18 protein-coding genes and 3 tRNA genes are annotated in these 17652 nt (G+C 44.8%); 5 read left to right on the top strand and 16 right to left on the bottom strand.

What is annotated here, in order from left to right:
* Positions 1-19: 19 nt before the first annotated feature.
* The 5 genes from groL to murJ all read right to left on the bottom strand — a co-directional run bounded on the left by groL (position 20) and on the right by murJ (position 5327).
* A complete protein-coding gene (groL, locus tag B2U56_RS00980) occupies positions 20-1657 on the bottom strand; it encodes a chaperonin GroEL (RefSeq protein WP_013047983.1) in 1638 nt (545 codons plus the stop codon).
* Positions 1658-1694: 37 nt separating this feature from the next.
* Positions 1695-1985 carry a co-chaperone GroES gene (groES, locus tag B2U56_RS00975; protein WP_013047982.1) on the bottom strand — a complete coding sequence of 97 codons (291 nt, stop codon included), beginning with the start codon at positions 1983-1985 and terminating at the stop codon, positions 1695-1697.
* 203 nt (positions 1986-2188) lie between these two features.
* Positions 2189-3202, bottom strand: a complete 1014-nt coding sequence (gene tsaD / locus B2U56_RS00970; protein WP_286951632.1) for a tRNA (adenosine(37)-N6)-threonylcarbamoyltransferase complex transferase subunit TsaD — start codon at positions 3200-3202, stop codon at positions 2189-2191.
* A gap of 6 nt (positions 3203-3208) precedes the next feature.
* Complete coding sequence (locus tag B2U56_RS00965) at positions 3209-3751, bottom strand: hypothetical protein (RefSeq protein ID WP_286951630.1); 543 nt, start codon at positions 3749-3751, stop codon at positions 3209-3211.
* 19 nt (positions 3752-3770) lie between these two features.
* On the bottom strand, positions 3771-5327 hold the full coding sequence (gene murJ / locus B2U56_RS00960; RefSeq protein WP_286951629.1) for a murein biosynthesis integral membrane protein MurJ: 1557 nt from the start codon (positions 5325-5327) through the stop codon (positions 3771-3773).
* A 43-nt stretch (positions 5328-5370) separates the two neighbouring features.
* Between murJ and B2U56_RS00955 the strand changes: the two genes are divergently transcribed.
* Positions 5371-5847 (top strand): hydrogenase 3 maturation endopeptidase HyCI, encoded by a 477-nt coding sequence (locus tag B2U56_RS00955; RefSeq protein WP_286951627.1) that lies wholly within the window; start codon positions 5371-5373, stop codon positions 5845-5847.
* On the opposite strand, the gene lptB is transcribed toward B2U56_RS00955, so the two are convergent.
* The 5 genes from lptB to thrC all read right to left on the bottom strand — a co-directional run bounded on the left by lptB (position 5820) and on the right by thrC (position 9867).
* Positions 5820-6548, bottom strand: coding sequence for an LPS export ABC transporter ATP-binding protein (gene lptB, locus B2U56_RS00950; protein WP_013047977.1), 729 nt, complete (start codon positions 6546-6548; stop codon positions 5820-5822). The genes B2U56_RS00955 and lptB overlap by 28 nt on opposite strands.
* On the bottom strand, positions 6548-7306 hold the full coding sequence (locus B2U56_RS00945) for an LptA/OstA family protein (RefSeq protein ID WP_286951625.1): 759 nt from the start codon (positions 7304-7306) through the stop codon (positions 6548-6550). The genes lptB and B2U56_RS00945 overlap by 1 nt, the downstream gene beginning before the upstream one ends.
* Positions 7307-7367: 61 nt before the next feature.
* Positions 7368-7880: an ACT domain-containing protein gene (locus B2U56_RS00940; protein ID WP_052292794.1), complete on the bottom strand. Its 513-nt coding sequence runs from the start codon at positions 7878-7880 to the stop codon at positions 7368-7370.
* Between the two features lie 32 nt (positions 7881-7912).
* Positions 7913-8821 carry a homoserine kinase gene (thrB, locus tag B2U56_RS00935; RefSeq protein ID WP_013047975.1) on the bottom strand — a complete coding sequence of 303 codons (909 nt, stop codon included), beginning with the start codon at positions 8819-8821 and terminating at the stop codon, positions 7913-7915.
* Positions 8818-9867 (bottom strand): threonine synthase, encoded by a 1050-nt coding sequence (thrC, locus tag B2U56_RS00930; RefSeq protein ID WP_013047974.1) that lies wholly within the window; start codon positions 9865-9867, stop codon positions 8818-8820. Before thrC ends, thrB begins: the two co-directional genes overlap by 4 nt.
* Positions 9868-9920: 53 nt before the next feature.
* On the opposite strand from thrC, the gene B2U56_RS00925 reads away from it, so the two are divergent.
* Positions 9921-10148, top strand: coding sequence for a hypothetical protein (locus tag B2U56_RS00925; protein WP_286677210.1), 228 nt, complete (start codon positions 9921-9923; stop codon positions 10146-10148).
* Positions 10149-10197: 49 nt separating this feature from the next.
* Here B2U56_RS00925 and B2U56_RS00920 read toward each other — a convergent pair whose 3' ends face one another.
* Both B2U56_RS00920 and B2U56_RS00915 read right to left on the bottom strand, forming a co-directional pair.
* Positions 10198-11454 (bottom strand): class II fructose-bisphosphate aldolase, encoded by a 1257-nt coding sequence (locus B2U56_RS00920; RefSeq protein WP_013047973.1) that lies wholly within the window; start codon positions 11452-11454, stop codon positions 10198-10200.
* Between the two features lie 158 nt (positions 11455-11612).
* Positions 11613-12953, bottom strand: coding sequence for a sodium-dependent transporter (locus tag B2U56_RS00915; RefSeq protein WP_286951619.1), 1341 nt, complete (start codon positions 12951-12953; stop codon positions 11613-11615).
* Between the two features lie 516 nt (positions 12954-13469).
* On the opposite strand from B2U56_RS00915, the gene B2U56_RS00910 reads away from it, so the two are divergent.
* Both B2U56_RS00910 and B2U56_RS00905 read left to right on the top strand, forming a co-directional pair.
* Positions 13470-13543, top strand: a tRNA-Gln gene (locus B2U56_RS00910).
* An 8-nt stretch (positions 13544-13551) separates the two neighbouring features.
* Positions 13552-13627: transfer RNA gene (locus tag B2U56_RS00905), tRNA-Glu, on the top strand.
* Between the two features lie 83 nt (positions 13628-13710).
* Here B2U56_RS00905 and speD read toward each other — a convergent pair.
* Entirely contained in the window at positions 13711-14121 is a 411-nt protein-coding gene (gene speD / locus B2U56_RS00900; RefSeq protein ID WP_273312624.1) for an adenosylmethionine decarboxylase, read from the bottom strand.
* 167 nt (positions 14122-14288) lie between these two features.
* Positions 14289-14364 (bottom strand) — tRNA-Ala (locus tag B2U56_RS00895).
* 161 nt (positions 14365-14525) lie between these two features.
* Between B2U56_RS00895 and B2U56_RS00890 the strand changes: the two genes are divergently transcribed.
* The gene (locus B2U56_RS00890; RefSeq protein WP_013047969.1) at positions 14526-16274 is read left to right on the top strand and encodes a phosphodiester glycosidase family protein; all 1749 of its coding nucleotides are present in this window, start codon (positions 14526-14528) and stop codon (positions 16272-16274) included.
* On the opposite strand, the gene B2U56_RS00885 is transcribed toward B2U56_RS00890, so the two are convergent.
* Both B2U56_RS00885 and B2U56_RS00880 read right to left on the bottom strand, forming a co-directional pair.
* Entirely contained in the window at positions 16244-17107 is an 864-nt protein-coding gene (locus B2U56_RS00885) for a mechanosensitive ion channel family protein (RefSeq protein WP_013047968.1), read from the bottom strand. The two genes, B2U56_RS00890 and B2U56_RS00885, sit on opposite strands and share 31 nt — an antisense overlap.
* A 22-nt stretch (positions 17108-17129) precedes the next feature.
* The gene (locus tag B2U56_RS00880) at positions 17130-17639 is read right to left on the bottom strand and encodes a hypothetical protein (protein ID WP_286951616.1); all 510 of its coding nucleotides are present in this window, start codon (positions 17637-17639) and stop codon (positions 17130-17132) included.
* Positions 17640-17652: the final 13 nt, after the last annotated feature.

Genomic DNA, 17652 nt, shown 5'->3' with positions numbered 1-17652 from the left:
TGTATCTTTATAACAAATTCTAGTACATGCCTTCCATGCCGCCCATTCCGGGGCCGCCAGGCATGGGACTTGCACCCTTGGGTTCCGGCTTATCGGCAACAATAGCTTCAGTAGTCAGAACCATGGCTGCTATGGAGCCAGCATTCTGCAAAGCGCTCCGCGTAACTTTAACGGGGTCTATTATTCCGGCTTCAATCATATCTACATATTCGCCAGTAGACGCATCAAGACCATTCCCAGCTCTTAAGCCGCGGACTTTCTCAACAATGACATCGCCCTGGAATCCTGCGTTTTGGGCGATAAGGTGCAGGGGGGACGAAAGGGAACTCAGAACAATAGTTCCACCTGTTTTTACATCACCATTAAAGTTCTCGAGGAATTTCTCGAGGGAGGCAATGCAGTTGATTATGGCTACGCCGCCACCCGCTACAATACCCTCTTCTACTGCAGCTCTTGTAGCATTAAGTGCATCTTCTATGCGGTGCTTCAGTTCTTTCTGCTCTGTTTCGGTAGCGGACCCTACCTGTATAACGGCCACGCCGCCAACGAGCTTGGCAAGGCGTTCCTGTAGTTTTTCTCTATCGTAATCGGACGTAGAGTCTTCAAGTTCGCGTTTGATCTGGGCTGCCCGTTTGCGGATCTCGTCTGGATTACCAGAACCCTCAACGATGGTCGTCTCTTCTTTGGTAACACGGATTTTCTTTGCTTTACCAAGCATGGAAATGTCAGCGCTATCAAGCTTAATGCCTACATCTTCACTCACAACCTGACCACCAGTTACAATGGCGATATCGCTAAGCATGGCTTTGCGGCGTTCACCAAAACCAGGGGCCTTCACTGCGGCGACCTGCATAACGCCTCTCAGTTTGTTGACTACAAGGGTGGCGAGAGCCTCTCCCTCCACATCCTCAGCAATAATCAGAAGAGGTTTGCCAGTCTGCACTACTTTTTCAAGCACTGGGAGAAGGTCTTTTATATTGCTGATCTTTCCATCGTGAATAAGGATATATGCATCATCAAGAGCGACTTCCATTCTCTCAGGATCTGTCACCATGTAAGGGCTGATATAGCCTTTATCGAACTGAAGTCCCTCGACCATTTCAAGAGTTGTTCCAACAGTCTGGCTGTCTTCAACAGTGATAACGCCATCCTGTCCGACTTTTTCCATGGCTTCTGCTATAAGCTGGCCTATGCCGGAATCGTTAGCGGAAATTGCGGCGACCTGGGCAATCTTATCACGGTTCTTAACGGGAATAGCCATTTTTTTCAATTCATCCACCACAAAGTCGATGGCTTTCTCTATGCCCTGTCTCATAAGCATCCCATTGGCACCAGCAGCAACGTTCTTCATGCCTTCGCGAATGATGGCCCTGGCAAGAACTGTAGCGGTAGTAGTTCCGTCTCCAGCAACATCGTTTGTTTTAGAAGCTACTTCTTTAACAAGCTGAGCGCCTGTATTTTCAAAAGAATCTTCAAGATCGATCTCTTTTGCGATGGTAACACCATCATTTGTAATCGTGGGTGAGCCAAACTTCTTCTCAAGGACAACGTTCCGTCCTTTGGGCCCAAGGGTAACCCCCACTGTATCAGCAACTTTATCAATACCACGCAGCATGGCGTGGCGGGCTTCTTCACTAAAAGTTAGGATCTTCGGCATTTTTGTATTCCTCCCTTAAAGATCTAATTCTCGTCTCTTACTTTTCAACAATCGCAAGCACATCGCGTTCGCTGAAGATGATGTATTCGTCTCCGTCAAGCTTCACTTCAGTTCCAGCATATTTGCTGAAAATGATGCGGTCGCCAACCTTGACTTCAAGAGGAAGCTTTTGGCCGTTTTCTAAAACTTTTCCTGTGCCAACTGCTACAACTTCTCCCTCTTGAGGTTTCTCTTTTGCAGTGTCTGGAAGAACAATTCCTCCCCTTGTCTTTTCCTCCTGATTGATGACCTTCACCACGAGACGATCACCAAGCGGTTTTAAATTCATTCGAAAATCCCTCCCTATAATAATATCCTGTCTCGTATATTAGCACTCCTTGTCATTGAGTGCTAACCGAACGGCTTAGATATTAATTGCCCTACTTTTGAATCTCAAGGATAACTAGAAGCGTTTAGCCATGTTTATTCATGATATTATCCTATTAACTCTTAATTTCTATCTTTTTCTTACTTTTTTAATTTTAATAAGCGCTAAACCAGCGGCCATGAAGGATTGGGGGTTAAAAAAAGGTCGGAAATAAGGCCTCTTTTATACCCGTTATATGCAGCAGCTGCTATCATTACCCCATTGTCCGTACACCTTATTGCTGGTGGAATAAACACATTCCAGTCTTTCTTTCTCTGTAAAGCGTTTCGTAATCCTCGATTGGCAGCTACTCCCCCTGATATAGCAACTTTTCGTATGCCCGTAACTTCGACAGCTCGTTCCACTTTCGTCATCAAAGCCTCCACTGCCGCTTTCTGAAAAGAAGCGCAAAGATCAGCGATAGGAAGATCAACGCTTTTTTCTTTCAAATCTTTTACCGCCCATAGTACCGCTGTCTTTAAGCCGCTAAAACTAAAGGCAATCTCGTCACTTGATCTTAAAGGAACGGGAAAGGAAAAGGCTTCGCTATTTCCCTTATGGGCAAGAGAATCGATAATAGGGCCTCCAGGATAACCAAGGCCCAATAGTTTGGCTACTTTATCATAAGCTTCTCCAGCAGCATCATCTCGTGTAGCTCCCAAGAGACTGTAGTTCCCAAAATCCTCTACTAAAATTATTTCTGTATGCCCGCCAGAAACAATAAGACAGATGAAAGGGGGTTCCAGATCAGGAGAAGCAACTACATTCGCAAAAAGGTGCCCTTCAAGATGATTAACGCCCAATATGGGAATATGCCATGTCTGAGCAAGAGCTTTGGCTGTCATAACCCCTACAAGAAGAGATCCCATAAGCCCTGGCCCGGCAGTTACTCCAATTAGTGACAGCTCCTGGGCAGGATCGCTAACTCCCGCATTTTCTAACGCTCTGTCGACCAAGGGAAGAATCGCCTCAAGATGTTTTCTCGAAGCAAATTCCGGAACTACACCGCCGAAGGGAGCATGATCCTTTATCTGGCTTGATATCAAATCAGCCTTAACATCCCTTTGTCCATCTAGTATTGAAACAGCCGTATCATCGCAGCTGCTCTCTATCCCTAATGTTAAAAATCGTCTTTCCACTCATTGTCACCTCTTTGGAACATTCAGCTCTCCAGAAAAATCACCCAATGAAATAAGAATATTCCGGCCCTTGGGAACATATTTTGCAGGCACGGAAAAAGCCAAGGTCCCCGTACTATCAGGGGGGAGCTCGCCAACGGCCATGAAATCTTTGCTCGTAAGTATATCGTCGCCAGTTACTTTATACTCACCGATTCGAATCATTTCTGGAGAAAAAGACCATCGTTTTATGGCTTTGTATCGCATGATAAAGAGCGCCCTGTTCTTTAGTTTTTTATCTGAATAATGGTTTGAATGCCATTTCAGCCATTCCGGTGCATTGGGATCTGAGGCGACAGCATGGGAAAGGGTGCCATCTACATATACAAATGCCGCCTGGGCACGAGACCCAATAACCATATCTCCCAACGCTGTTCCTTCAATCCATATAACAGTTGTTCGCTCGTCAATCTTCTCTTGCAGAGAGTTAGAAGCCCACCCCAAAGTTCCAGTCAGCCCCATTAACAGGATTGAAACCAGCAAAACCAGTTTCATTTTATTCCTTGTCATTATGTTCTCCTTCCTTAATCTATTCTTTATCCCTTCGCTTAAGAGCACCTCTAAGCCATTGCCACTCATGAAAATGAAAGGCCAGTGTCCCTCCCATATATATCAAAGCCCCCAGAAGCATGACTATGAAGAGCCAGCCGCATCTTAAAAGCAACCCTGCATCTATAGGATAAGGACATAGAGATTTAAACTTCCACACTGTAAAAGCCATAGCGCCTAAAACTATGGAAATACGAAGGGTCCATTTTACGCCTAAAATGTCAAGAGGGTGATTAATGCTTCGGGCAAGAAGATACCCTCCTGCAAATGATGAGAAAGTGAACCCCAGGGAAGTGGCAAGAGCAAGTCCAGCAAAGCCCATAGGTTTGACGAGAAGCAAACAGAATACAACATTGGATACCACGCTTGCGAGAGTCACGAGCAACGCCGATCTAGGGTTGCTTTGAGCATAGAGCCCCCGAAGAAAAACTGTCGTACAGGCCATTCCCGGGAGCCCCCAGGCATACATGGCCAGAGCTATACCAGTGGCGTGCCATGCCCACGCATTAAAAGCCCCTCGATAAAATAACAGGTTTACTACTTCATCAGAAACCAGCACAAGACCTATTGTCACTGGAAGAATAACAAAAAGGGCAAATCTTACCGCATCTCGCATTGTTTCTCGAAATTCCTTTTCATCTCCAACTGCGCAGCGGGAAAGTTCAGGAAGGACTGCCTGGGAGATGGCAATGACAAAAAGCCCCAGAGGAAGCTGTATCACTCTGTTAGCATAATTCAGCACAGAAATAGCGCCATCCTGGAGAAAAGAACCTAATACGCGGCTGATGACAGGATTTATCTGATTCAATGAGAGACCAGCAGCATAAGGGAAAAAAAGTTTCATCATTTTCCGTAATTCAGGATCTCTTGAATTCGGTTTTTCCGGTAATAGCAGAACTCCATTCCAGGCGCTCCAAACCCATTGAAGCACCATCTGACAGACCCCTCCTGCTAAAACAGCTATAATGAGGGTCCATATTCCTAGCCGCGACGCAGCGAAAAAGAGAATCAGAAGATATACCACATTGCTCAGGGCAGGAGCAATGGCCGGTACAAAGAATGAATCAAGACTATTTAGAACACCCATGGCCAATGCCGCCAAAGACACCAGAATTAAAAAAGGGAACATCCATTGCGTCATGGAAATTGCAAGTGAAGCTTTGACAGAGTCAAAACCTGGCGCCATAATTTTAACGAGAAATGGTGACAGAATAACGCCCGCGAAAACGACAGCTGTTCCAGCTACAAGGAGAATCCATAAAGCCTGTCTTGCCAAGTGAGATGCCTTTTCTTTCCCTCTTTGAACCAGGGATTGAGAAAATACAGGGACAAAAGCCGCGGACAGGGCTCCCTCTGCAAGCATTTGCCGTGAAAGGTTGGCAAGGGTATAGGCAACATAGAAAGCATCAAGCTGGCTTGACGCTCCAAAAAGTGCCGCCGTTACTATTTCTCGGGCTAGTCCTAGAATTCTGCTAGCAAATGTACCAACCATCATGACCAGGGCATGACGAACCATTCGGGAAACACGAGAGGACATATAATACGCCTCCTGAAATAATTAAGAGAAATGAGGTGCTTCTTTGAGTACTATAACACTTTGGGGTATTGGCAACCCACTTTTCGGCGATGATGGCGTGGGACCCTTTATCGCAAAAGAGCTGCATAAAAAAAGGGCTCTACATCCGATCACTGCCATAGACTGCGAAACTATACCTGAAAATTATATTGCCCCATTAAAACGGAACCTCCCAAATCTGCTTTTGATCGTTGACGCTGCAGATATGGATCTTCCGCCGGGATCTGTCCGTCGTATTCCACTCCATATGGTGGAGAATGTTTCTTTTAGTACTCACGGCCTCCCATTAGGGATGCTTCTTGAAGATATCGCTCAGAAAATTACAATTATCTATATTGGCATACAGCCTTTCAGCCAGAACCTGGGTGAATCTTTGTCCCAGAAGGTTAAGGACGCTGCTGAAAAATTGATTCTCATACTTGAAAAGCAGCATTTTGAAAAAATTCCTTTGCTTTACCAGGAAAATCTGTCTCCTAAATAAAATTTTCTTGCCACTTCGCTCTGAGCCACCTCATCAGGAGAGCCTTCTATAACAATCTCTCCCTGATGAATCAGATATGTTCGATCTGTAATGGCCAGAGTATCGCGGACATTATGATCTGTGAGTAATATTCCATATCCCTTTGCCCGAAGGCTCAGAATGATCTGCTGGATGTCGTAGACTGCGATAGGATCAATCCCGCTAAAAGGCTCATCTAACAAGAGGAAATCTGGCATTATAGAAAGGCACCGGGCTATTTCCACCCGCCTTCGCTCGCCGCCGCTGAGCGCATACCCAGGAATAGAAGCAAGAGATGTTAGCCCTAATTCTTCCAGGATATGGGAGACCATGGTTTCTATTTCTTTTTGGGGTTTTCCCAGCTCCTGCAGCACGATCTCAATATTTTCTTTTACTGTGAGGTTCCTGAAGATAGAAGCCTCCTGAGGAAGGTATCCTACTCCTATTCGAGCTCGGCGAAACATAGGAAAGGGGGTAATGTCCTTTGAGTCAATCATTACGCGCCCCGAATCTGGCTTTATAAGCCCGACTATCATATAAAACGTAGTCGTTTTACCAGCACCATTAGGACCAAGAAGTCCTACGATTTCACCCATATGCACATCAAGATCCACTGATGAAACTACAGTTCTCCCTTTAAAGGCCTTACAAACCTTTCTGGCTTTAAGCGTCTTTGCGCCCATTATTGCTTTTTCCCTTCCTTATCCTGGATCTGAATTGTTATTTGTGGTTTTCCAGAAGCCAATATTTTCCCTGATTGAGGGGAATAAAGTATCTCTTCTGCTCTAAGGGTTCGTTCTGGCTGTACCGCAAGAGCATTCCCCCATACTTTTATATTATCCTGGGCCTTAGAATAAACCGCATTAGAGCCAGTTATACGTGTCTTCTGCCCATCTGTTTCTGTAATAACAATGACCACATCGCCTGACGCCTGTATGTCAGTGGTTTCCCCGTTAGAGATGTTCCCTTTAACAGTTGAAGCGGAAAGGAACATTTTTTGTTTCGTGTCTTCAAACTTTTTTACTTTTTTCGCAATGAAACTGCTTTCACTGACTTCCAATTCCTGGGCATCTATTATGCGTGCCCCCAAATATCCAGAAACATTTTCCCGAAGGGAGTATCTGCCTCCATTTGAAAGATGTCCTTCTAAAAAGACACTCGTAAGGTCAACAGGTTCGTTCTCCCATTTTCCAAAGATGTGAACCCCCCCAGATAAAATTACATGTCCCGTCTGGGAATTGCCTTCTCCCATTGGTGCTGTTATCTCTAACTCCATCCTCTGAATTCGCACATTGCCTTCGGCTGTAAAATCCCCCGTTCTGGAGTGATACACCATGGTATCAGCTGTTACATGAGCTTCTATTCCCCATAGGGCTCCTGCATAGATAAAAAGAAAGGCAATAACAGCACAAGCTCTCACATACCTCAGGCCTTTTTTCATTAAGCTACACCACCCATAAAAAAATATGGTGTTAAAAACACCGTCGCTATTCTACCTTATATCAGTCACTGGAAGAAGACCTCTGTCTGGTGCTCTTCTCTTCTTTAAACTCCCACTCCAGCGCCTCTACTGCGTCATCCACATAAGATGCTGCTACCACGCAGGTTACAAAACACTCAGTCGCCAAAATCATATCGATATTGATTTCTCTGTGAGCTAGAGCTGAAAAAACCCTTGATGGAACTTTAGGGTCAAAATCCTGTGGGAAAACCGATACTTTGGCTATTTCAGTGTCAAAGGTCACACCTTGAGCGCCAATTTCCATAGAAACGGCACGACAAACTCGTATTGCCCCTTCTATTCCACTTTTCTGCACAAGGAAGGCTATATCGTTCACCTGCCCTCTCATTACACTCTGTACAATCATTTCAACCTTAATATCCGCATCAGCAAGGGCTGCAAAAAGGGAAGCAGCTATGCCAGGGATGTCTGGTACTCCAAGCAAAGCGACCTTAGCCACATCCAAATTTTTCACAACTTGCCTGTTTGGCTTGTTCTCGTCTCTCTTCGTCATCTTAAAAATACCCTCCCTTCATTGTCAACAGCCTAAAAGATGCTCAAGCCTTCGCGATCTTCCCTCAATACGAAAAAGCGCGACCGGATACCATGTCGAGAAAAAATCGAACACATAAGTTTGGCAATATCTCCTGCCAATCCCCTGGCAAAAGCAATCATACTCGGGCCAGAACCGCTAATAGCCACTCCCGAACAATTTGGTGCATTTGAAAGCTCCCTTAATATTTCTTCTCCCCCAGGAAAAAGGCGGGCCCTAAAGGGCTGATGGAGGCGATCACCCATAGCCCAGGGAAGATTGCTCCAGTTTCCTGTACTCCATGAAGCCGCAAGAAGAGCAGCTCGGCTTATATTATAAACAGCATCTTTCAAAAAAACTTTCGTCGGGAGTGCTTCTCGTGCACTCTGAGTACTCACCCGAACTTCAGGCACTGCGACAACAGCCACCATGTCCTCAGGTAAAGGCGGCATTTTTACAAAGCGGATAATTCCTCCATCCACTCCACTGACAACCATCCCTCCCATACAGCACGGAACAACATTATCAGGGTGCCCCTCTAACTCTACCATAAGAGATAAAAGTTCATCCTTTTGAAGGGAATTTTCCCGTAATGTGTTTGCTATGGCAACACCTGCCACAATGGCCGTGGAGGAACTGCCAAGCCCCCGAGCCATAGGAATGGCGTTAAGAGAACACAAATCCAGACCCGGGGGATCAATCCCCCATTTGTTGCAGGCAAATTCATAACTCTGGATAAGAGCGTTGTTCTCTCTACCGAGTTCACCGCTCCCTTCTCCTATTATTTCAAGAACATAGGACCCTTTTTTCAAAAAAGCTCGCACATCAAAAAAGTTATACAGGGACAATCCCAGTCCCAACGTATCAAAACCTGATCCCAGATTAGCGCTGGAAGCCGGCACCTTCACCCTAAAGAGCCTCATAATCCTAAAACTCCTTTCAGAGCTTCCAACGTTCCCTCTGCTGAAATTGGCCCTGGTAAACCCTGAAGAGGGCTGTCAGGATCTTTCAATCCATTCCCTGTCAGAATAAGGACAATTCGCAATCCTTCAGATAATTTGCCAGCCCTCTTCTGTTTCAAGAGAAAGGCAAGAGGGGCACAAGAAGCAGGTTCTGCAAATACTCCATCCTGAGATGCCAATTCTCTTTGTGCCTCAAGAATCTCTGTGTCTGTTACAGCATCAAACTTCCCATTACTCATTTCTATTGCCCGAACGGCCTTCTCTGCATTCACTGGGTTTCCAATGCGAATCGCAGTTGCAACTGTTTCTGGTTTTTCTACTATCCGTCCAAGCACAAGGGGAGCGGCCCCCTCAGCCTGAACACCCATAAGGCGCGGCATCGAGTCAATCTTTCCTATTTCTTTGTAGTATTCCAGTCCTGCTGCATATGCACTAATATTTCCCGCATTCCCCACTGGCAACACAATCCAGTCAGGAGCTTTTTGCAACTCATCACAAATTTCCCATGCAGCAGATCTCTGCCCCCAGAGGCGATAGGGATTTATAGAGTTTACAAGAGTTATTTTTTTCGAAAGAGCTGCTTCTCGGGCCAGCTGTAATGCCTCATCAAAATTTCCCTTGACGGCGACAACCTTTGCCCCATAAATCAAGGCCTGTGTTAATTTTCCTAAAGCAACTTTTCCTGCGGGGAGTAAAACAAAGCAGGCCAAACCAGCAGAAGCAGCATAAGCAGCTGCAGAGGCAGATGTATTACCAGTAGAAGCGCATATAACCGCCGTCGTTTTTTCTTCAAGGGCTTTTGCGACAGCCATGACCATACCCCTGTCTTTAAAAGATCCCGTTGGGTTTAAGCCGTCAAACTTGGCCCAAAGTTCCACTTTTAATTCACGACTTAGATTTTTTAAGTGAATAAGAGGAGTGTCACCTTCCATGAGCGTTATACGGGGTGTCGCCCTTGTTAAGGGCAAATCTTTTTCGTATCGATGCAATATACCCTGCCTTGCCATTTCCTTACCTCCCAAAAATAAAAAGGCCCACATCTCTCCTTAATTTGGAGACGATGTGGGCTCACTCGCGGTTCCACTCCATTTCCGGACATGCCGGCTCTCTTTCCGCTATTGGGGCGGCTTCCCTGTGCCTTATCCCTCTGGCTTCGACACCTGCTCCGAGGTGGTCTTCATCCTGTCTTTCCGTGAAAAGCTCTCAGCCCGTGGCTTTTCTTCTCTGTTTCGGACGGGGACAAAACTACTCTCCTCTTCATCGCTTGCTACAAATCATTCGTATTTGAGGCAACTTTATATAATTACTTTACATGTCTGTCAAGAGCTGCACAGAATTTAATCTGAATAGTCTCCCCCATCCTTTAGAGAATGTCCCGGAGCTCGATCTTCTGTATAATCTGATCTTTTTCCCAAAATAGCCTGCTCGGGGGCGCCATTATGATCAGAGCGTTTTGCAATAACCTCGAGCACCCTGTCTGCTGAGTCCACAGCGTTAAAGGCTTTGATAAAGCGGCTGGCCCATTCCTCTGTTTCGTCGATAATACGGCCAATGATTTCAGGGGATTCCTCTAAGATCACGTTTCCTAGCGGAAGATTCGCTTTTTTATAGTTCCCATCTTTTCTGCTGTAGCTCTGACTGTCACACCACTCTACAATTTTCTGCCATGTCTTTTCTGAAACGCCGCGATGGGGTTCTTTAACATATGAACCGTTCTCTGCTATGGCATTTCCCGTATCAGAATCCATTTTTATCCCAAAGACAATATTCTGAAAAAGGGTTGCGACGTTCCCCTTATTGATTCCAAAATTAGCGAATTTAGCCACCTTCTCAATGGGAGTTCCTGAAATACCGTGCTGGGCTATAGAAACACCAAAGGGGCGAATAACATGAGCAATGTCCTGGGTACGCTGAAGATCAATTCCTTCCTGCTGTCCTGTATCGTACGTTCCATGAAGGCTTCCATTGGAAATAGCTAGAAGGTCAGGGAATATTCCCCATGAATTAAGTCCACCAATGAAGAATTGAGCCTCTTCAACTGTGGTTAATTCCCCTGGTCCCTTTATCTCGCCCACTTCTACTTCCAGTCCCAGATAGGGAGGAATGTGCATGGCTATGTCCCGAGTGAAGCAGAGGTTTTCCCAATCCGGCATATGGGAAGCATCTATAGCTACAGACGTCCAGCCTTTTTGAATCACAGATGGAAGATGCCCCACCGCTTTAAATAGATCCTTTTCAGACTTAATGGCATAATGGTCGACGTGAAGGCCAAAAACGATACCATGCCCTAATTCAGCGGAAGTTTTCACCGCATACTCGGGAAGATTATCAAAATTACCAGCGCAGTATGTTGATTCCGACTTTGCGATCTCAATAAATACAGCGGCATTTAATTTTTGAGCTGCTTTGAATACCCCTTTTATAGTTAGCGGATTTCTTGCATTAACTGCAAGGATGATAGCATTAGCTTCCCGAAAAGCCCTGACAATGTCCCGTCCGCTTACTAAGCCTACTTCTTCATTTTCCCATAAAGCCTGAACATTCAGGGGACGTTTCTTCAGCATCTCTTTATATGAGGCGCTGTTTTTTCTCATTTATTGTCACGCTCCTTGTATAATTTCATTTATCTTTTAATCTGGAATAAAGGAATCTACAGATGACATGCAATATAATACACTATACCATAAGGTTTCCAGCTAAAAAAAGAGAGGACATCTTAATAAGATGTCCTCTCTACAGACAAGTAGAACCTTTAACGAAGACCGCTCCACATAATCATGACGATAGCGATAGGAGCTAAAAAGCGCAGTATTAAAAGCCATGGCGACATTAGCGCAAAATTGAGTCTGCCCTTATTAGAGATATCATCTTTAATTCTATCTGTTACAACCCACCCTACAAAAAGGCAAATCAGAAGACCGCCTGTAGTTAAAAGGATATTGTTGCACATCCAATCCATGGCATCGAGAAAACTTTTACCAAAGAGATTGATAGGATAAGCCCCCTGGGACAGGGCTGATGGAACCCCAAAAAGAAAAATAGCCGTCCCCATAAGGAGTGAACTCTTCCCTCTGCTCCAGCCCAGTTCATCTTTACAGTAAGAAACAACAACCTCAAAAAGTGATACTGACGAGGTAAGGGCAGCTATAAAGAGAAGTACAAAAAAGAGCGCCGACCAAACCATGCCGCCCCACATCTTCGAAAAAACGGCTGGTAAGGTAATAAAAGTGAGGCCAGGCCCTGCTCCTGCGTCGATACCAAAAGCAAAAACAGTAGGGAAGATTATTAATCCCGCAAGAAAAGCAACAAGGGTATCAAGAAAAGTAACTGTGACAACTGACTTTGGGATATTTTCATTCTTCCCAATATAGCTACCAAACGTGATGAGGATTCCCATACCAAGTGAGAGAGAGTAAAAAGCCTGTCCAAGAGCATCTATAATAGTGCTTCCGGTGACTTTCGAAAAGTCTGGTTTAAGATAAAAAGCAATGCCTTTTGATGCTCCAGGAAGTGTCAAAGCCCTGGTAACAAGAACAAGCAGGACAATAAAAAGCCCAGGCATTAGAATTTTACTGGCACGCTCAATACCTTGTCCAACTCCTTTATACACTACAAGAACAACCATAAGCATAAAAACAAAAAAAGCCAGGAGAACTTGAGTGGGATTGGCGATAAAGCCTAAAAAGGAATCCTGAGCAGCTGATATATCATGAAGCGACATGAGACCTGTGAAAGACTTAAAAATATAAGCAAAGGTCCACCCTCCGATAACAGCATAATAAGAGAGGATAATAAAAGCCACAGCCAGCCCCATCCAACCAACGAGAGGCCATACTCCACCTTTGAGCTCCCTGAAAGCCCCTACTGCATTCTTTTTTGCCGCGCGCCCGATGGCAAACTCTGCCAACATTACCGATGCCCCAATAGTAAATGCCAAAGCAATATATATCACTAGAAAGGCAGCCCCACCATTTTTCCCCGTAATGTAGGGAAAGCGCCAAATATTACCAAGACCAATTGCCGACCCCGCTGAAGCGAGTAGAAAGCCAATTCGACTTCCCCACTGCTCCCTTTCCATTTTTTCCTGTTTCATATAAAAATCCCTCCCTGAATATTGTTTGTATGTTCAAAACAAAAAACTCTACACGAAAATGCCCTTTACTTCTTTAAATGTTTAACTTTTTAAAAAATTAGTGTGATTGAATGGATGTATAAAAAAAGGGGTCGAACCCTGAAAGGGCCGACCCCCGAAAAGTCTGCTGGCTAAAAATCAAACGCCAGTAGGCACTCCGGAAGAGGACCCGCAGCTAATAATGACTAGAAGTATAATTATTATGTTAATTAATATATTTAGATTGACATTCACTGCTTTCCCCTCCTTGCCTCTGGTGTATTCTGTATCCTTAAAAGTGACGACATTCTACATATTATTTTTAAACTTGTCAAATTTTATTTTATTAAATATTTCAGAATTCTATCCCAAAAAGTATTTCTGAAAGAAGTCTTGACTTTCAAATTGATCATCTCGCCGCCCTGAAAAGGAAAGGGGGTTGCAGTTTCATAAAGACCATGATAATATACCCTTCGCTGCGTAAGATGCAGATGATATTGGGGAATGGTGCAACGGCAGCACGCCTGACTCTGGATCAGGTAATCCTGGTTCGAATCCAGGTTCCCCAGCCAGAAAACAAGGCCCCATCGACTAGCGGCCGAGGTCATCACCCTCTCAAGGTGGAGACACGGGTTCGAATCCCGTTGGGGCTGCCATAATAAATGCAAGAGGCCAGGTTTTACCTGGCCTCTTTTGTATTTACTCCATCCTAAAAAGTAACACGAGAAGAAAAAATCATCTACTCTACTTCTTCTTTCAGCCTCTCTTCCCAGGTAATAAACGAGTGGTAATAAATTTCGTCGCCATCATCAATACCACGGGTAATTTCTGTTATATGGGTATGGGCGGCACCAACCTGTTCAAGCACATATTTCACAGCAACCTCAGGCATGCTGTGCTCACCACAAGTATATATGTCAAGAGCCATATATTGTGCTTCAGGCCACGTATGAACAGATAGATGCGATTCGCTGATAACCACAACGCCGCTCACTCCATTGGGAGGGAATCGATGAAAGGACACGGACCAGACTTGGGTATTCGCTCTCTTCGCTGCTTCCACTAGGATTTCCTGCAAACGTTCAACTTGTCCGATAACGCCCCCACACCCTGAAGCCTCAACAATAAAGTGGTAACCCTTCGGTGACATTTACCCTCCTCCTCTTTATACAAACAAAATAGCCATTGGGCCAAGTGGAACAAGTATAGTACAAAAGAACATCAAAACACAAAAAAGAAAATATAAAAATATTGGAAACTTCAAACAGGCCTTAAAAGGAAAAAAGCAGCTGCGTAGTGCAGCTGCTTTAAATATTCTGGTGGAGCTAAGGGGGCTCGAACCCCTGACCTCTTGAATGCCATTCAAGCGCTCTCCCAGCTGAGCTATAGCCCCTCATTGCGAAACGTGAGTATTATAAGTAGCAGTGACAGTTCTGTCAACCTCCGAAATGGCCATTCTCTGCTTTCTATACAAAAAGAGTCCTAAGCACGATTGCCCTCCTGTAGAAGGGATGAGAGAATAATTATATATCACGTTGAAAAGGAGTTCTGACTATGGCACGTAAAAAGACAACAACAGCCTTATGGTGTATCTCCTCTATCATATTCCTATTGATATTTCAGGCTATTCCCGCTGAAGCCATAAGCAGGGGAATAATGGCCGAAGCAATCATCGAATCTCTGGCTATCCCAAGATGGACAGGAGAAGAACATTTCTCAGATGTGCCAGAAAACCACCCTGCATTCCCAGCTGTAGAAACAGCACGGGCATATGGCATTATCTTCCCAGGAGAGCGATTCCATCCAGATCTAGAAGCGACTCGCATGGAAGCATTGCTTTTCGCCTTCAAAGCCATGGGGTGGTCTCACGAGGCAAGACTCATTAACTTTCTTGTCCCTAAGAATAATCCGCAGATACCTGAGTATATGATCCCATACCTAACTTTGGGAAAAGCATGTACTCCTTGTGCTCCTGAAGTTTTTCTATCTGATCCCCTGGAAAATCTAAACCCCCAGGATCTTCAAGAGCTAAAAGACTGGCTTATACAATGTCGACGTTCTATTAGTTGGGATCAGACTTTTCATGGAGAATACGCTTCCCTACGGGTCTGCCGTGAGAAAATTGGCACTCCGCCAAGTTCCTGGGCTATATTCATAAAGGAGTTCCAGGATAAAGAAAATGCCCTGTCCCTCCAAAAGAATTTATCAGAACAGGGTTTGTCGGCTTTTATGGCAAATACTGAATGTGCTTATGCTGTTTATGTTGGACCATACACAAATTATGTTAAAGCATGGGAAGTTCTCGCTAGAATACCCGCTGATCTGGCTGGACAAGTTGTTCCCTATAGCGAACAGGGAGGCAATGCGCTCTTCTGGGCTGCCATACAGATAAAGGACGAGCAATCTCCTTTTATTGTTACCGCCCATTCTTTAGGAAAATATATTCTCCCCCTAAGTCAAATGAATAAAGAGTTAAAAGCAGAAGGAGCTATAAATGGAGGATTTTTTACAAAAGGGAAACCAATAGGAACGCTATTAATCAATGGCATTCCCCTCTTTCCTTCATATGAAAGGCGTTCCGCTGTGGGCTGGACTGCCAAGGGTAAAGCTCTCTTCGGAAGTGGCGAGTTTCGAGCCGTACTACGAAAAAATGACCGTATTGCGCCTATCGGCTCTTTAAACACTTTTCCGTCACAAAACGGTTTGGCTCTTTTCTCCCCGGAAGCTGGCGCCCTTCCCCGTCCTTTGCAATCTGACGCCGAGGCATTCTTACTTCAGCAAGGGGCCGTGAAAAAATTAAATCGAGGGGACAAAGCTCGGCGAATCGTGCCGGAAGGACATGTTCTTCTTGCTGCAAGGGGATATGGCATACAGATAGTTAATTCTCTGCTGGAACATGGGAATCCCCTCTCAATAGAAGTACAATGGAGAGATTCAGCAATGCGGGAAGCCATATTTGCCCTGCAGGGCGGCCCTATGCTTTTATTGGATGGACAACTTCAAACTAAAAATGAAGGGTTTTCAAAAGGTTTCCGAGAACGTAGACATCCTCGAACCCTTGTTGGCACTGATGGGAAGGCGCTCTGGTGGATTGTAGTAGATGGCCGAGACCCCTGGCACAGCAATGGAGTTACCCTTATGGAGGCAAGCCAGCTTGCACATAACCTAGGTCTCTCGACAGTACTAAATCTTGATGGTGGCGGTTCCTCCCAACTCCTGTGGAAAGGAGAAATCGTCAATGCCATTCCTGGAGGGAAGGAACGCCCTCTCCCTTACGGAATTTTCTTTGGCTCCAGAGAATGAAGCCTTACTTCTGTTTGTGGTATGGCCATAGGGATATTTGCCTCATCAAAAGCTTCTTTCACCCTCAGGCGATATTCCCTGGATAATGCCCACTGATCTCCTGGTGTCGTATCAAAAAGTGTTCTCAAAACCATGGAGCTGTCAAGAAAATCAAGAATACCCTGAACTGTGGGAGAGCCTATAAAAAGAGAGGAGTTTTCCCGCTGAAGTGTATGTGCTGTCTCTTCCATTATTTTCATTGCTTTCCGTACATCTGAATCGAAAGGAACTCGGATCTTGATCGCGGCGCGAGACCAGTTTTTAGTATAATTTGTAACGCCATTGATGCTTCCATTAGGAATAATAATGAGATTTCCATCAATATCGCGTAAATGGGTGGTGCGAAGAGTCAGTTTTTCTACTGTCCCACCTCCCATAGATGTATTTATCCAATCTCCCACTCCGTAATGGTCTTCTAAAACAACAAAAATACCATTTAAGAAATCACGAATAATATTCTGTGCAGCCATGGATATTCCCAAGCCCGCCAAGCCGACACCGGTCAAGATCGGAGTTATGTTGACACCAAAACTGCCAATGAGACTCAACACAAAAATAACGGCAATAAGCCACTTCACCACATTTAGAGTTATTCCTTTCAGTGTTTCGATCCGCTGTAGCGCCGCTGGCCTGCTTCCGTTTTTTCCGTTTTTCACCAGCCGCTTATGGAGCAGGTCAAAACCACGTGAGGTTGTCAAAGAAACTACTTTATTTACAATAATCCAGACAATAACAATCCCAATGGCAATGGCGATTTGATGAGCGAAGGGGAATGCCATTTTTAACTTATCCATCTTTTACTCTCCCGTAAGCCTGTTAAACTTTTGTTTTATCTTCAATGGTAAGGTCTGGTCGGTATTTGTTTACAATACACTGAAAGATCTCCCATTGATCACTTCGGAAGGGAATTTGCCATCCTTTCCCATCCTCTTTGAAAAAACGCGCATAGAATAAATTTTTTTTGCGAAGGATTACAACAGACTGGATAGTTTCCCAAGGTAATATTTCTCGCCTTTTCTTCCCCCAGACTGTTCGGACATAAATTACCCCTTCTGAAGAAATACTCATCGAATTATTGATCCCACCCATGGAAAGGCATACTATCCCCACCAAAACATAGGGGAACATAAGCATAAGCCCCTTTATTTTCATAGAAAAAAGTTTGGCCATGCCTATAGCTAAAATAAGAAATCCCACAACGAAGGTTATCCCGCGTATCCATTTGGGAAAGGCGAGGGCAGATGTCAAGATGCTGGTTTCTTCAAGGGGAGGTTCGTTATTGAAACAAGAAGTCTTACTCAAACATTGAGGCGCTTTGTCAAACATTTTCACCATATCT

It is taken from the genome of Aminobacterium sp. UBA4987 (genome assembly GCF_002396985.1).
GTDB lineage: Bacteria > Synergistota > Synergistia > Synergistales > Aminobacteriaceae > Aminobacterium > Aminobacterium colombiense.
Note: the sequence above shows the minus strand (reverse complement) of the source record. Positions and strands in the feature narration are given on the sequence as shown.

What these genes read in the sequence shown, in the direction of transcription:
- thrC (WP_013047974.1), bottom strand. Translation starts at nt 9,867, where the DNA reads ATGGCAAGGCAGGGTATATTGCATCGATACGAAAAAGATTTGCCCTTA.
- groL (WP_013047983.1), bottom strand. Translation starts at nt 1,657, where the DNA reads ATGCCGAAGATCCTAACTTTTAGTGAAGAAGCCCGCCACGCCATGCTG.
- B2U56_RS00945 (WP_286951625.1), bottom strand. Translation starts at nt 7,306, where the DNA reads ATGAAAAAAGGCCTGAGGTATGTGAGAGCTTGTGCTGTTATTGCCTTT.
- thrB (WP_013047975.1), bottom strand. Translation starts at nt 8,821, where the DNA reads ATGAGGCTCTTTAGGGTGAAGGTGCCGGCTTCCAGCGCTAATCTGGGA.
- speD (WP_273312624.1), bottom strand. Translation starts at nt 14,121, where the DNA reads ATGTCACCGAAGGGTTACCACTTTATTGTTGAGGCTTCAGGGTGTGGG.
- B2U56_RS00940 (WP_052292794.1), bottom strand. Translation starts at nt 7,880, where the DNA reads ATGACGAAGAGAGACGAGAACAAGCCAAACAGGCAAGTTGTGAAAAAT.
- B2U56_RS00915 (WP_286951619.1), bottom strand. Translation starts at nt 12,953, where the DNA reads ATGAAACAGGAAAAAATGGAAAGGGAGCAGTGGGGAAGTCGAATTGGC.
- B2U56_RS00925 (WP_286677210.1), top strand. Translation starts at nt 9,921, where the DNA reads ATGTGGGCTCACTCGCGGTTCCACTCCATTTCCGGACATGCCGGCTCT.
- groES (WP_013047982.1), bottom strand. Translation starts at nt 1,985, where the DNA reads ATGAATTTAAAACCGCTTGGTGATCGTCTCGTGGTGAAGGTCATCAAT.
- B2U56_RS00890 (WP_013047969.1), top strand. Translation starts at nt 14,526, where the DNA reads ATGGCACGTAAAAAGACAACAACAGCCTTATGGTGTATCTCCTCTATC.
- lptB (WP_013047977.1), bottom strand. Translation starts at nt 6,548, where the DNA reads ATGGGCGCAAAGACGCTTAAAGCCAGAAAGGTTTGTAAGGCCTTTAAA.
- B2U56_RS00920 (WP_013047973.1), bottom strand. Translation starts at nt 11,454, where the DNA reads ATGAGAAAAAACAGCGCCTCATATAAAGAGATGCTGAAGAAACGTCCC.
- murJ (WP_286951629.1), bottom strand. Translation starts at nt 5,327, where the DNA reads ATGTCCTCTCGTGTTTCCCGAATGGTTCGTCATGCCCTGGTCATGATG.
- B2U56_RS00880 (WP_286951616.1), bottom strand. Translation starts at nt 17,639, where the DNA reads ATGTTTGACAAAGCGCCTCAATGTTTGAGTAAGACTTCTTGTTTCAAT.
- B2U56_RS00885 (WP_013047968.1), bottom strand. Translation starts at nt 17,107, where the DNA reads ATGGATAAGTTAAAAATGGCATTCCCCTTCGCTCATCAAATCGCCATT.
- B2U56_RS00965 (WP_286951630.1), bottom strand. Translation starts at nt 3,751, where the DNA reads ATGACAAGGAATAAAATGAAACTGGTTTTGCTGGTTTCAATCCTGTTA.